Raw genomic sequence first — 14,831 nt, 5'->3', positions numbered from 1 at the left:
GAATATGACTTATCAAACGGTAGCGTTGATCGGAAAACCCGATCATCGTGGCATCCAGGATACTCTCCAACAGCTCATTACCTATTTGCGGAAACGTGAATGTCGGGTTTTGGTTGAAGAGTCCATCAAATGCGATCTTGAAACCAATGAGTCCGAGCGGGCGAACCTGGTCACCATTGGCAAAGAAGCCGACCTCGCCGTGGTAATAGGTGGTGACGGCAGTATGCTGGGCGCCGCCCGTGTGCTCTCCCGTTTCGATATTCATGTTGTGGGCGTAAATCGCGGTAATCTTGGCTTCCTAACCGACATACACCCCGATCAGATTGAACAACAGCTGGATATAATTTTTTCCGGTGAAACCGTGGTCGAAGAGCGTTTTCTGCTGGAAGTGTGCGTGTACCGCCATGAAAAACTGCGCAGTAATAATGCCGCGATGAATGAAGTGGTGCTCCACCATGGCAAAGTGGCGCACATGATGGAATTTGAGATTTACATTGATGGCCAGTTTGTATTCAGTCAGCGTTCCGATGGATTAATTGTGGCCACGCCAACAGGCTCAACGGCTTATTCTCTCTCTGCCGGTGGCCCGATTATTGTGCCTCATCTCGATGCGCTTACGCTGGTGCCGATGTTTCCGCATACCCTGAGCAGCCGGCCAATCGTCGTGGACTCTAAAAGTATCGTTTCTATGCGCGTTTCTAAAGTGAACAGCGACAGTTTACAGGTGAGCTGTGACAGTCACATTGTACTGCCAGTGTTGCCCGGCGATGAAATACGCGTGCATAAAAGTAAAGATACGTTAAAACTGGTCCACCCGAAGGGTTACAGCTATTTCAATGTGCTGCGAAACAAACTTGGATGGGGCAGTAAACTTTATTAATATTCGCTGCGGGTTTAAACATGAAATTTGTTTAATAATTAAGCCCGTCGTTGCTGTCCCCCTTCCAGCAAAATAAGGCAACCTTCCCTAAGCACTCACACCTTAATTAATTTTTAATTAAAAATCATAAGCTTAGCCAACAAATTATACTTAAGCCTAAATTTTGTAAATGAAATAGCTGAAGTATTCCTGTTTCGTACGACTATATTATTCATTTCATCACAAACGTTAAACATCGTTCATTAACCCTCAAATCGATTCACTCCGTAGGCAACACATACCCTATATTCGGAGCCAGCGATGTTTTCGCTCATCAAAATTGCCCTGAGTCGCCCTTATACCTTTATTGTCATGGCACTCATTCTTCTTATTCTCGGTGTGCTTTCCATTTTCAGAACGCCTGTAGACATTTTTCCCGAAGTGGAAATTCCGGTTGTTGCAGTAGCTTGGGATTATAAAGGCCTGCAACCTGATGAAATGGCAGGCCGCATAATGACCCCCTTCGAAAGGGCACTCACAGCGACTGTTAATGATATAGAACGCATTGAATCGAATTCTTACAACGGCTACGGCATAGTAAAAATTTTCTTTTACCCCACCGCTGATATAAATCTTGCAAACGCGCAGGTCACCAGTGTCGCCCAGTCAAAACTTTCCGATATGCCGGATGGTACCAAGCCTCCACTTATCCTGAATTACACTGCTACCACAGTCCCGGTTATTCAGCTCGCGTTAAGTGGTGAAGGCCTTTCAGAACAACAGTTGTCAGACCTTGCGAAAACCCGCCTGCGTTCGCAGTTAGTGACCGTTCAGGGTGCGGCCATTCCCTACCCTTTCGGAGGCAAGGTAAGACAAATTCAGATTGATCTTGACCCTCAGGCGCTTCAGGCCCGGCAGCTTACCGGCCAGGATGTTGCAAACGCACTGGCTGAGCAAAATCTGGTGATCCCGGCTGGTACACAGAAAATTGGCGAAACAGAATACATTATTGACTTGAATAACTCACCGGAAGCCGTGGAGGACTTTTCAGATATTCCCATCACGAAAGAGGATAATACCGTCGTCTATTTACGTGATGTCGCCACGGTGCGGGACGGCAGTGCTGTACAAACCAATATTGTGAATGTAGATGGCAAGCGTTCGGTATTACTGAGTGTATATAAGCGCGGAAGTACTTCTACACTCGCGCTGGTTGAAGGTATTAAGGCTAAAATAGAAGAAATTCGGCCTCAGTTGCCTGACGGCCTCGAGGTAAAATACCTTGCTGACCAGTCAGGATTTGTTCGCGGTGCAGTGAATGGCGTGGTTACAGGCGGGGTAATCGCTGCCTGCCTGACCGGCCTTATGATTCTGTTGTTTCTCGGCAGCTGGCGTCCCACGCTGATTGTTGCCACCACCATCCCGCTTTCAATACTCGGCGCGGTGTTCGGTCTCTCTTTGCTTGGTAATTCAATGAATATCATGACATTGGGTGGGCTGGCGCTGGCGGTCGGTATTCTTGTCGACCTGGCCACGGTAACCATCGAAAATATTGATGTGCAGCTTAAGAAAGGAGTAGCCGTTAAGGAAGCAATCAGCACTGGCAGTAAGCAGATTATTGTACCAACCTTTGTGTCGTTACTATGTATCTGCGTTGTTTTCATTCCTATGTATTTACTAGAAGGTTTGCCCAGATATCTGTTCGTTCCCCTTGCTCAGGCAGTGATCCTGGCCATGCTGTTTGCTTTTTTGCTTGCGTTTACTCTGGTACCGACCATGGCGAGCCTGCTACTTAAAAGACAGGAAACAAACAACGCATCGGATGGCAAATCTCAAAAGCAATCAAAAGGGTTTCTGGGCAAACTTCAGTCACGATTTGAAAGTGGTTTCGAAAAGCTTAAAAACGGTTATCAATCACTCCTTACTCGCTGTCTGGAGAAAATACGATTATTTGTAATTGGTTTCTCTGTACTGGTTTTACTCTCTTTCGGACTGCTCCCTTTCGTGGGACAAGACTTTTTCCCGAAGGTGGATGGTGGGCAAATTCTCTTGCATGCCAGATTACCGGCAGGTACCCGGGTGGAAGAAACCGCGGCACGTTTTGCCGAAATAGAGGATGCTGTGCGCAACATTGTGCCAGCTAAGGAGCTAGATGTCGCAGTGCAGAACCTTGGTACTTATGATTCAAGCATCAATAATATTTATAGTAACAATGGCACTATCGGTACCCAGGATGGTGATCTGCAGATTGCTCTGGCTGAAGGCCATGCGCCAAGCGCTGAATACGTCAAAGAACTGAGAGCTACCCTGCCATCGCTGTTTCCAGATGTTACCTTCTCATTTCTGCCCGGTGATATTGTCAGTCAGATCCTGAATTTTGGCTCACCGGCTCCGGTGAATATCCAGATAAGCGGCTACGACATTGATAAAAACTTTGCCTATGCCAACACCCTACTGCCACAAATTCGTCGTATCCCGGGACTAAACGATGTGCGCGTTCAGCAAACACCCAACGCGCCTTCGATAAAAGTAAACGTAGACCGCACCCAGGCACTGTTTACCAACGTGACGCAACAGGATATTACCAACTCTATGGTGGTCAACCTGGCCGGTTCGTCGCAGGTTGCACCGTCTTTCTGGCTGGAGCCATCCAGCGGTAATACCTACCCTATTGTGTTACAGACGCCGCAGTACCGCCTTGATTCACTGACCGATTTAAAAAATTTGCCGGTGGATGCAGAAAATAGTGAAGACTCCCTGGTACTTGGTGGACTCGCACAGTTCAAACGCGCCCCCACAAACGGCGTGGTGACGAAAACCAACATACAACCAGTAATTCAGATATATGCCGCTGTTGCGGAACGGGATCTGGGTTCAGTTGTTAAAGATATTAATGAAATTCTTGATAAACAGAAAAAGCAACTGCCGAAAGGCTCATCAGTGACGCTGAGCGGACAGGCAGAGACCATGACTCAGGCATATACCGGCTTGTTTGCTGGCCTCGCCGGGGCTATCGTGCTGGTTTATCTGCTCATCGTCATAAATTTTCAGTCGTGGCGTGATCCGCTGGTTATCATTGGCGCTCTTCCCGCGGCGCTTGCCGGTATAGTCTGGATGTTGTTCCTTTCCGGCACGACCTTCAGCGTACCCGCCCTCACTGGTGCGATCATGTGTATGGGCATTGCCACATCCAACAGCGTGCTGGTTATCAGCTTTGCCCGTGAATTACTGGAAGAGCACGGTGATCCGCTGAAAGCTGCCATAGAGGCCGGTGTTTCCCGTCTGCGCCCGGTTATCATGACGGCGACCGCAACCGTTATCGGCATGTTACCTATGGCACTCGCACTGGGTCAGGGTGGCGAGCAAAACGCGCCACTTGGTCGTGCAGTTATCGGCGGCCTGCTGGTCGCCACTATTGCAACACTCTTTTTTGTGCCGGCTTTGTTCAGCATTGCTCACAGAAACACTGAGAAATCATCACAACCGCAGTCTCAAGGAGAAGACTCATGAAAACTTATCCATTAGGTATGATTAGCATCCGCCTGATTGCAGTGTCTGTTGTTATTATTGCTGTAATCCTCGCAGGCGGTGGATTTTTTGTTAAGGCCCGTCAGCAGGAAAAACTGGCTGAGCGAACTGAGCAGCTTGCTGTTCTTCCGGTCAAGGTAACAAAACCGGAAAAACAGGAAAATATGGAACAAATCCGCCTTCCGGGACGGTTGGAAGCATTCAAAACCGCCTCCATTTACGCGAGGGTAGACGGCTATGTCGCTAACTGGTTAGTAGACATTGGCGATAAGGTAGAAAAAGGCGATGTACTGGCAGAACTCGACACGCCGGATATTGACCAGGAACTGTCCAGAGCTGAAGCAAACCTGAATGTGGCAGAAGCCGATGCTGCGCTGGCGAAAACGACGGCCCAACGATGGCAGGAATTGGTGAAATCTAACGCTGTTTCAGTACAGGAAGCCGATCAGAAAACCAGTGAGTACAATGCTCTGGCTGCCACTGTAGAATCAAGCCGTGCGTCGTTAAACTATCTTAAAGTGCAGCAGCAATACGCAAATATAAAAGCACCGTTCAGCGGCGTAGTTACCGCCAGAAATATTGATGTCGGCGATTTAATCACTGCTGGTAACAGCGGTGGTGAATGGTTATACGAAATTTCGCAAACCGATAAAATCCGGGTTTATGTTCGTGTGCCGCAAAGTTATCTCGATCAGGTTTCAGTAGGATCCCGGGCAACTATCTCAGTTCCTGGCACCTCTCAGGAAGTAAAGTCAGCGGTCACCGCCTACTCAGGTATGGTGGAAAAAGAAAGTGGTACAGCCCTTATGCAGATCCTGGTTGATAATGATGACAGCAAACTGGCTCCCGGCAGCTTTGCATCTGTTGCACTGGACACTACACAACCTGACGGCACGTATACCCTGCCCTCCAATACGCTCATTTTTGACGCGGACGGTCTGGCGGTGGCAACCGTTTCTGATGATAATAAAATCGTCAGAATGCCCGTTCAGCTAGCGCGTGATTTGGGTACCATGATCGAAATAAAATCGGGTTTGTCCGGCAATGAGCGCGTGATTACCAGTCCACCTGATGGTATCCAGGCCGGTACTGAAGTGCGTATCCAGAAAGACAAAAAGAAAGACGATAAAAAAAATGATAAAAAGAACGCCTGAATTTCAGGCTTCTTTACTACTGACTTTTATCTGCTCTGCGGTTTCCGATATCATAGGCCGTTTTACTGAAGGCTTCTAAAAATGGCTAAGCACAAACCGGTAATTGAAATGCTGACCTGCGGCATTCACACTAAGTGGGATGCCGACGACAAAGCGCTTCCTAAAATTAAAACCTTCACACAGAGCGTACCTCTCGAACTGGATATTGAGTTCGGTTTCATCGTTAATATCAAAAAGGCCAAGAACCAGAAAGTCCGCTTTTGTATTTATCATCCCGATATTCCGGATAAACACGGTGAGCCCATGCCTCCCTTCAACGGCGAAGAGTACATTCGTTCTAACGACTGGGATTTCTATCTTGGCGACACATTATGGGAGCCACTGGAAAATAAAGTGGGAGACTGGCGCATGACACTGGAACTGGATGGCAAGATCATTGCTGATAAAACCTTCACCGTAGAAGAAGATTTACCCTACGACGGTGCGCAATTCTGGATGCGCGGGAAACCTAAGTTAAAGCGCTAAAGTACGGCGCTGCTGTGTTACGCAGTTGGCATCAAGAGATTATTGTAAGCGATGAGAACTGAAAGTGATTTAGAAGCCATAATAACGAAATGAAATGCTACCGGTAGCATGATAATCTAATAAAATATCAATGCAGCATCAAAAGAGGTAATCAATGACATTCAAACGGGACGAGCAGCAAGGCAATATTTGGCTTTCCACCAACCACGTTAACGGTGATTTTACCGATTTTGGTATTCAGCCTCACATCCTGCCATCTGAAGCCGCCGTGGGAGAAGCCATGTTAGAAGAATTGCTTGCCACCGCTTCTCAAAAAACCGGAGAAATAAATATCGCGTTGCTTGGCGGCCGTGGTGCGCAAGCGTTTCACCGGTTACTCGGTGAAAAGGCGCGTACCCGTGAACTTGATCCTGTATTGTCGCGATTGAATGTGTTTACCCAAGATGCACTAGCACCGATGAGCATGGCGAATAGTCTGAGCTTTGTAAGAGATTTTGAGCGTATTCTGGGCGATGACTTCTTCGCCAAAATTAACAGTTTTACGCCCATGCAAACCGATGTAACCAATCTGGAAGCTGGCCTCACCGCTTACCTCGATAAACTCGAATCGTTAGGCGGACTGGATATTTTCTTTATTGGTCATGGTCCGGAAGACAACGCAGCCTCTCACCTCGCCTATATAAAGCCCGGCTCCGGTGCAAAAGCTGAACATATGGCTGGTCTTATTCCCATTTCCAGCAGCATTTTGGAACACCACATCAGCAAGTTTAAAGCCGGAGGCAGCAACATCAGTGAGGCCGATGAACAAGAGTGTCGCGCGGCTGGTTTTATCCTTACCCTGGGCCCCGCAGCAATTCTCTCGGCAAAAAAGGTTGTGCAATCAGTGGTCGATGCGTCTACTGCACCGGCCAAGATACAAACCTATGCTAATGTTATGAATTCACCACTCAGCACCGACATTGAAATGGCAAAACAACAGTTAGATGCAAATCCCGGCCTGTGGATTCGTCTGCATTCAAATAAAAAATCCTTTGTGCTGCAAGATGTTATGAGTGACGTTGTCGCATAACCACGAGGATTATTTTTCACCTTCACTAAACATCGGGCCGCAATCAGCGTATCTTAAACGCTGAATAGATTTGGAGATTGCTATGTGCGGCTTTATTCAACGAGAACCGAAATCCACGGGTTTGCAGGAAGTGTTATCTGAGGCAGGTTTAACTGAAACCTTGCCTCTTTTCGCTGCAGAAAATGAGAACGTGATTAACTTTTACCCGGCTTATGGAAAAGATCCTTCACGAAAAATCTCGAATCTCATCGTGAGTCCCCAAACAAGCATTGATGCGACCTGGTGGTTCGATGCCAAACCCTACGGTGACAGCCTGTTATTAGGCGACCGCACAACGTTCAACGCCAGAAACCTCGACAGTCCATTTTGGAAACATGCTATACAATCACGCCGCGCTATCGTTGCCGCTACGGCTGTGGGCGAGTCGAATCCGGTAGGTAAAGGCAAAGCGCATTACCTGATGAAAGCGCGGCGGGGGCTGCTCATCGGCGCCGTTTACCGTATTTTTGACAATGGCTGCGCTGTTTGTTCAGTGATCACCCGCCCGCCCCAGCCTGGGTTCAGCCAGTTCCACGAAAAGTCCATCCCGTGCTTTTTGCCAACAGATCCCCAGGTTATCGATGCCTGGCTAAGCGGCGAACAAAACGACCCTTTGGTAAATGAGATCCTTGCAAACCCGCGGCTTTACGATGATCTTTGTGTCACTCCAGTGAAAAGCTTCAAAAGTGCAGAGGCTAAAGGCCCTGACATCTGGTTACACGCTAGCGCTCCATAACCGATATAAACGGAATATCGCTTAGGAGCATATTGCTGCTGACATTTAAATTCGCTAGTAAATCAATTGGATAAGCAGCTATCCACTGGCGCTTTCCCACCCTCAATAAAAACTTCACTTTACACCGCCAAAATACTGTATATATTTACACATACTGTATAAACATACTGCGGTGAAAAAATGCTGGTCAATTTATCGATTAAAAACTTCGCTGTTGTAAAACAATTGTCCGTAAACTTTGAAGCGGGAATGACGGCCGTTACCGGTGAAACTGGTGCGGGTAAATCTATTGCGATAGATGCGCTCAGCCTTTGTTTAGGTGAGCGAGCAGATGCCGGTGCGGTGAGAAAAGAAGCCACCAAGGCTGAAATTGTCGCCCACTTCAATTTAAGTGGCCACAAAGCCGCACTCGCCTGGCTTGACGAGCAAGAGTTAGTCGATGACGAAGACGACAGTTGCTTCGTGCGTCGCGTTATTTCTCGTGAAGGCCGCTCTAAAGCGTTCATTAACGGTACACCAGTTTCACTTCAGCAATTAAAACAGTTTGGTCAGTACCTCATTGCTATTCATGGACAGAATACGCATTTACAGCTGCTTAAAGATGACTATCAGCGAAAACTTGTGGATCAGTATGCCGCACACCCAGCCTTATTAAACAGCGTTGCGGAACACTACCGTAGCTGGAAGAGTAAACAGGCAGAGCTAAAGGCGCTGGAAACACAGGCGCAGCAACGCGCAGACCGCCAGCAATTATTGGCTTATCAGGTTAAAGAACTGGATGAGTTTGCCATTGAAGAAGGCGAGTTTATCGAGCTTGAAACAGAGCATAAGCGTTTAAGCAATGGGCAAACGCTTTTGGAACAAGCTCAAACCAGTTTTTATAACCTGTATGAGAATGATGAAGGCAATGCGCTATCTATCATCCAAAACGGCCTGGATCGACTCAGTGAGTTGGAAGAGCATGACAGCGCACTTACCCCCATCATTGCGTTGCTCAACGATGCCTCAATTCAGGTGGAGGAAGCCGCTCGAGAATTGCGCGGCTATTGTGATGGTCTGGAAATAGATCCCTTACGCCTGCAACAAGTTGAATCTCGATACAGCAAAGCGATGGAACTGGCACGGAAACATGCAGTAATGCCAGAAGAACTGTTTTCACATCATCAAAACTTAGCGGCAGAATTTGCTGAACTGGAAGGTGATGAGAGTAGGTTGGAAGATCTACAACAAGAAGTTGTAGAAGCGAGAAACCAGTATATAAAAGCGTGTGAAGCCTTATCGGCCTCCCGGCAGAAGGCTGCAGCTAAGCTTGCCACCGCCATTGAAGGTCAAATCCGCCAGATGAATATGCAGCATGCATGTATGCAAATAGGCGTTGAATACGATGAGAACAAAACGCCCACAAGTCATGGGCTGGACGACGTAATCATTCGCGTTTCAACCAATGCTGGGCAGCCCGCCGATCAACTGGAAAAAGTGGTTTCCGGTGGTGAGCTTTCTCGAATTGGATTAGCGATACAAGTGCTCACCAGCGATAAAAACGCAACGCCAACAATGATATTTGACGAAGTAGATACCGGTATCAGCGGGCCGACGGCGGCGATTGTAGGCAGCCTGCTACGCAAACTCGGCAAAGTGAGTCAGGTAATGTGCGTAACACACTTACCTCAAGTTGCCGCGCAGGCCCATAATCAGTTGTTTGTTACCAAGTTCAGCGATGGCACAACCACAGAAACACAAATGTTGCCATTAACCCGTCAAAACCGTATTGATGAACTGGCAAGATTGCTCGCAGGCGATAAAGTGACAGATTCTGCCTTAGCAAATGCAAAAGAGCTGTTGGAAAGTGCCGAATCGAACTAATAAGCGGTTGATTGGTCATAGGTGATTGGGTAGCATGCTGACGCACATTATTTTGTGATAGCCTGCACCTGGGCATATCCTGTTAGGAAAATAATGTCCGTCACTATAATCAAAGCATAACTGGACACGCTAACGCATGAAGTTGTATCAAATCGCTATTTTGTTAACCGCTGTATTTTTCTCTACTGCCTGCTCAAACTGGATCTATCGTATTGATGTTCCGCAAGGCAACTTCCTTGATGAAAGAGATGTACAAAAGCTGCGTGTAGGCATGACCAAAGAGCAGGTTATTTATGTACTCGGGCATCCCGTAGTACAAGACTCATTTAATAAAAGCACCTGGTACTATGTCTATGATATGAAGCGTGGCATGGAAAAGCGCGGTGAAGATTTCCAGAAGCAACTTGTGCTTAGTTTCAACGACAACAAGCTAGCCACTGCCGAAGGTGACTTCGAACTGTCAGAAGACTTTAATACTCCGCTCGATCAATAAGCATTTTTAGTCCGGAACACTAATAAATAGTATTCCGGACTAACTCCCTCTTCCCTCCACTCCCACATACACTCCCAACCAATTGATTACAAAGTGGTTTTCTAGTTGGCCCCGTAATTGCTCTTATTGTTCTGTACGTTAAGATAATTTTACCGTTGCCTCAAAATAGGTCGCCACGGTGTATACCTCGAAAATGGAAGAATAAAATGCTAAACCGGAAATCCTCTTTACTTGCTGTTTCTCTTGTTGGCGCATTAGCCCTGTCAGGTTGTGTTATTAATGTCGGCGGCAATGGCGATTACCACGATGGTGGAGACGTTAGCAGTATTATGGGCTCTGTCACTATCGATCCTGGCCGTCATGCGGGTGATGTTTCTTCGGTAAACGGTGATGTACGGCTAAAAGAATTTGCTGTTGCTAACGATGTGAGTACAGTGAATGGCTCGATAGTGCTCGATAATAACGTTGCCGTTAACAGCGCAACAACGGTAAATGGCGATATTACAGCTGGAGAGAATTTGAATGCATTTGGCTCACTGGAAACGGTGAATGGCACAATCACCTTATCATCGGGCAGCATGGTAGAAGGCAATATTGAAACCGTGAATGGCGATATTGCACTGCCTGATACAGAAGTGAAAGGTGATCTAACCACGCTCAACGGCACCATTAAGCTTGTCGGTTCCACCCGCGTTTACGGTGATATCGTGTTTGAGGGATCGGAAGACGGATGGAGCACGCCAGAACGCAATTGGCCAGTTTTGATAATTGAAGAAAACGCCACAGTTGATGGCAATATTATTCTTGAACGCGCGGTGAAGCTGGAATTGGCGGATAAGTCTCTGGAAAGTAAAGTTATCCGCCGCAATCGTTCTTAATCACTATTCAGCGTAACATCAAGCCAAACCAACCGATGATCGGAGCTCGCTTCTCTGTCTTTAACCAGACGGAATAGCGGGCTTTCTTTTGATGGCCAGAAAACACCATTGCCTTGCACTGAAAAGCCGAAACGCGACGGCAACACATAATCAGCCCGTGCTCCCCAATAAGCGGTAAAACGATTACTGAATGCCTCCGGACTGCTTTCATCACCACCCTGACTCAGCGGTATTACATCGTTATTGACCAGTGGGTGTTCTGTTAATTGTTCTATCACGCCAGGCCGCCACTTCTCACCTTTGTCTGCTGCATTAAAATCGCCCACCAGCACAAAGCGGCTGTTTCGAGCCAACGACACAGCATGGCCGTTATCATCATAAATATATTCGCCGCCGTCTGGTGTGAGGTAATCCGCCATCAATCGAATTTCATCATGATTACGCTTGCCGTTACGATCCTCGGGTCCATCAAAGGTTGGCGGCGTGGGATGCATCGCCAAAACGTGCACTATTTTGCCATCTACATTTACTGGCACATCCCAATGCGACTTTGAACTCAAGCGCAGCGCGGCCCACGCTTCAGCGCTATACCAGGTTTCGCCGCTCTCGGGAATAACGGGCTGTTGCGCGCCCGGCATGTCTTTCCATTTAAACAATTGCAGGCTGCGCACTTGATCATCCAGGATGGGGTATTTCGACAAAACGACCATGCCGTATTGACCAGGATATAATCCAAATCCCCAGGCGTCTCCCCCTTTACCACTGGCGTGACCATCACGATCGAGATCAAAGGGTGACGGCTCGCCCGTATTGACCGGTGCGAGATACACATAGGGATAATCGATTGCAGCTTGCCCATGTTGACTGACGTTCAGATAATGCGTAATGAACGCATTAACGCCAGCCTGTTTGTCGGCAATGTAATCAAACTCATTTAAAAGCAGAATATCTGGCGCAGTTCGCTGTATGATTTCAGCAATGTTTTTTACTTGCTGATTGTCGCCATCAGCCAAAACTGTTTTCAGTACATTAAGACCCGGCTCCATGCCCAATTTAGGATAGTTGGTCGACTCCATGCTGACATTAAACGTGGCAACCCTCACCGTGTGATCACGGGGTTCAGCAGCGGTTTTTTCGGTGCTATTCAATAAACTTCTCACTTGATCAACGGGTAATGCTTTAGCCGTACCATGGTAGCCTTCAACATTTTCTGCCATCAATAAACTGTTGTAAATGGCCTCTTCTGTAGACTCAATGACCGCCTCAAATAAGGGTGAAACCGCATTATTAGCTAACACCGTATTGATGTGAGAAGAGGCTGCTTCACTGCGACGGTTTTCTTTCGCGGTAGAAAATGCAATAACGTAGTCACCAGAACCGTTGGTTAAACTGGCTCCTGTACGTGCAACACCTGCCATGGCTCGCTTTGCCAGGCGCTTAAGGTTTCTGTCGTCAAGTGGCGCATCAGTGGCAACCACAATCATAATAGACCCATCGGCCGCGGTGTCGTTGTTCAGCTTGTCCTGTAAATAAAATTGATTCAGTGCCTGACCCACTTCTACACCTTGCATCTGCAAAATGCCGCCAAAGTTACTTTGCACTAACACACCTACCTTGTAACCGCCCAAAGACTTGGGCAATACCCGACTACTTGTACCAATTCCGCCCTTCCAACCAAAAGCACGTGTACCGCTGCCAGCGCCTACGTTACCCTCTGCAACCTTACCTGCAGATGCTGACTCAATGGCTTGTTTAACCTGCTCGGCTGTTACTACCCTGCGCCTAATGTCATTTAAAAAGCCGTCGTTGGTCTCGCCAACAACCGCATTTACAGAGCCCACGTTTTCATTGCCGGCCTGAGCTAGCGTCCATTCCACTACCCCCGCGATACCTTCAGCCACGCTTAGGGTGTTGGTAAGTACGATAGGCGTTTCAATTTCACCCAACTCACGGATCTGGCTAATACCGGCCATTTTTCCGTAACCGTTGCCAACGTGAACAGCAGCTGGCACCTTGTTCTGCCGAAGATTCCCTACAGCCGGAATGATTGCCGTTACGCCGGTGTGAACATCTTTGCCATTATGCAAGGTAACCTGCCCGACACGCACGCCAGTTACGTCTGTGATACTGTTCAATTTGCCAGGATTAAGCACACCGGGACTCAGACCAATATCTCTGGCCCGTACCTGTTCGGCCGAGGAGGAAGTAACAAGAAGGCTGGTTAAGATGACCAGGGAAGATAAGAGTTTCATGCCGTTTTTATTAATTTGATTTGAGCTGAAGATGAGTGTCACATGGCTGCAGGCAAAAAACAAAAAAACGCGGTGAAAGTATTGCTAGAACAGACTGATAGCCCGCTCAATGAGAAACAGGCAGGCACCAATTAAACCACCAACCAGTGTACCGTTTATACGCACTTTCTGCAGATCTTTACCAATATTCAGCTCAATCTGTTCGGCCATCTGCTTGTCGTCCCAGGCCAAAATCGTTTTGCGGATATGCTCAGTAAGGAAGTCGGCTAGTTCCGGTGCCATGGCACGGCCGGCTTCAGAAATATGCAAATTGACGGCGTCAGCCAGTTTACTGTCATTTTCAATAGAGCGCCCCACTTCCTGCAGCGCGTGAGAAACCCGCTTTGCGAATTCGCCCTCTGGCTTAGCAACGTCTTTAATCAACCAGACTTTGACATCTCCCCACACCTGAATCAGATAATCTTGCAGTGCATCGTTTTCTAATAGCCGGGCTTTGATACTCGCCATCTTTTCAGCCATGGCTGGGTCAGATTCCATCCGCTGCGCAAATTCGTTTAGCTGACGATCGAAGCTTAACCGCAACGGATGCTCCCGATCTTCAGCAATATCAGCCAGAATACTGATTAGTGCTTTTGATGCGATGTCAGCCCCCTGTTCACTCAGCCAGGTCGTAGGCAATATTTTTTCAAGCCGACGATACTCAAGCTTTAACCAACTATAAAGTTTGTCGGCAATAAACGCCTGGCTTTCTTCCCGCTGGGCAATATCTGCGATTTTCACCAGCAGTTGATCAAGCACCTCCTGGTGACGTTGTTCTTTTGTGAGCACCCGCAACGTACCAGCCGCCATCGGCGTAAAATCAATTTTGCCAACGGCTCGCTTTACACCTTTTACCAGCATGTCCTGAATAGGCTTATCATCCAGTGTGTTCACCACACCAGCAAGGCTGCGGCTGAAGAAGCGGCTCAGCCTGTAAGCATTATCAGGCTGCCGGAGCCATCGTGCCATGCCCTGAGCGGGTTTCGCATCGTTCACCAGCCGGGTAATGGCTTCTTCGTTGAAAAACTTATCCTTTACGAAATGCGACAGATTGTTCGCGACTGCCGCTTTGTTGTTTGCAACAATGTTGGTATGAGGAATAGGAAAGCGCGCAGGAATTGGCCGGAACAGCGCCGACACCGCAAACCAGTCGGCCAGGCCGCCTACCAGCGCGGCCTCGGCTGCCATCTTGATGAGTGCCGCCCAGGTTGGCCAGGGCGTCAGCCATTGGCGATGCTCTGCGATGGTGGCAAGTAGAAAAATGCAGGCAGCACCAATTAGCCAGAGAAGCGCAATGCGTTTGGCCCGATTCAATAATAGATGTTTGTTATCCAAAAGCTCTGTTCCTTTATGTCGTTTATTGTACGACACTGTCCGTTATGGCTATTTTTAACTT

11 protein-coding genes and 1 pseudogene are annotated in these 14,831 nt (G+C 47.9%); 9 read left to right on the top strand and 3 right to left on the bottom strand.

The window, feature by feature from the left end; genetic code table 11:
* Positions 1-4: 4 nt before the first annotated feature.
* The 9 genes from nadK (at position 5) to ACXAFQ_RS03390 (ending at position 11,144) form a co-directional block, all read left to right on the top strand.
* On the top strand, positions 5-880 hold the full coding sequence (gene nadK / locus ACXAFQ_RS03430) for an NAD(+) kinase (protein ID WP_474818161.1): 876 nt from the start codon (positions 5-7) through the stop codon (positions 878-880).
* 300 nt (positions 881-1,180) lie between these two features.
* Positions 1,181-4,369: an efflux RND transporter permease subunit gene (locus ACXAFQ_RS03425; protein WP_474818160.1), complete on the top strand. Its 3,189-nt coding sequence runs from the start codon at positions 1,181-1,183 to the stop codon at positions 4,367-4,369.
* The gene (locus ACXAFQ_RS03420; RefSeq protein ID WP_474818159.1) at positions 4,366-5,541 is read left to right on the top strand and encodes an efflux RND transporter periplasmic adaptor subunit; all 1,176 of its coding nucleotides are present in this window, start codon (positions 4,366-4,368) and stop codon (positions 5,539-5,541) included. The genes ACXAFQ_RS03425 and ACXAFQ_RS03420 overlap by 4 nt, the downstream gene beginning before the upstream one ends.
* An 81-nt stretch (positions 5,542-5,622) precedes the next feature.
* Positions 5,623-6,066, top strand: a complete 444-nt coding sequence (locus tag ACXAFQ_RS03415; protein ID WP_474818158.1) for a DUF3859 domain-containing protein — start codon at positions 5,623-5,625, stop codon at positions 6,064-6,066.
* A gap of 154 nt (positions 6,067-6,220) precedes the next feature.
* Positions 6,221-7,135, top strand: coding sequence for a 6-phosphogluconolactonase (locus tag ACXAFQ_RS03410; RefSeq protein ID WP_474818157.1), 915 nt, complete (start codon positions 6,221-6,223; stop codon positions 7,133-7,135).
* An 82-nt stretch (positions 7,136-7,217) separates the two neighbouring features.
* Positions 7,218-7,910, top strand: a complete 693-nt coding sequence (locus tag ACXAFQ_RS03405; RefSeq protein ID WP_474818156.1) for an SOS response-associated peptidase family protein — start codon at positions 7,218-7,220, stop codon at positions 7,908-7,910.
* Between the two features lie 180 nt (positions 7,911-8,090).
* Positions 8,091-9,773: a DNA repair protein RecN gene (gene recN / locus ACXAFQ_RS03400; protein WP_474818155.1), complete on the top strand. Its 1,683-nt coding sequence runs from the start codon at positions 8,091-8,093 to the stop codon at positions 9,771-9,773.
* A gap of 136 nt (positions 9,774-9,909) precedes the next feature.
* Positions 9,910-10,266, top strand: coding sequence for an outer membrane protein assembly factor BamE (locus ACXAFQ_RS03395; protein WP_070126755.1), 357 nt, complete (start codon positions 9,910-9,912; stop codon positions 10,264-10,266).
* Between the two features lie 206 nt (positions 10,267-10,472).
* A complete protein-coding gene (locus tag ACXAFQ_RS03390; RefSeq protein ID WP_474818154.1) occupies positions 10,473-11,144 on the top strand; it encodes a DUF4097 family beta strand repeat-containing protein in 672 nt (223 codons plus the stop codon).
* On the opposite strand, the gene ACXAFQ_RS03385 is transcribed toward ACXAFQ_RS03390, so the two are convergent.
* From ACXAFQ_RS03385 to ACXAFQ_RS03375, 3 genes and pseudogenes are all read right to left on the bottom strand, one after another.
* On the bottom strand, positions 11,141-12,361 hold the full coding sequence (locus ACXAFQ_RS03385) for an endonuclease/exonuclease/phosphatase family protein (RefSeq protein ID WP_474818410.1): 1,221 nt from the start codon (positions 12,359-12,361) through the stop codon (positions 11,141-11,143). The genes ACXAFQ_RS03390 and ACXAFQ_RS03385 overlap by 4 nt on opposite strands.
* Positions 12,341-13,396 (bottom strand): annotated as a pseudogene (locus ACXAFQ_RS03380) (P1 family peptidase); the annotation flags it as partial. The pseudogene ACXAFQ_RS03380 and the gene ACXAFQ_RS03385, both read right to left, overlap by 21 nt.
* An 84-nt stretch (positions 13,397-13,480) precedes the next feature.
* A complete protein-coding gene (locus tag ACXAFQ_RS03375) occupies positions 13,481-14,770 on the bottom strand; it encodes a DUF445 domain-containing protein (RefSeq protein WP_474818153.1) in 1,290 nt (429 codons plus the stop codon).
* Positions 14,771-14,831: the final 61 nt, after the last annotated feature.

The sequence above is a fragment of the Alteromonas sp. ABH2_165 genome (genome assembly GCF_056159945.1).
This window is presented reverse-complemented; position numbering and strand designations above follow the sequence as displayed.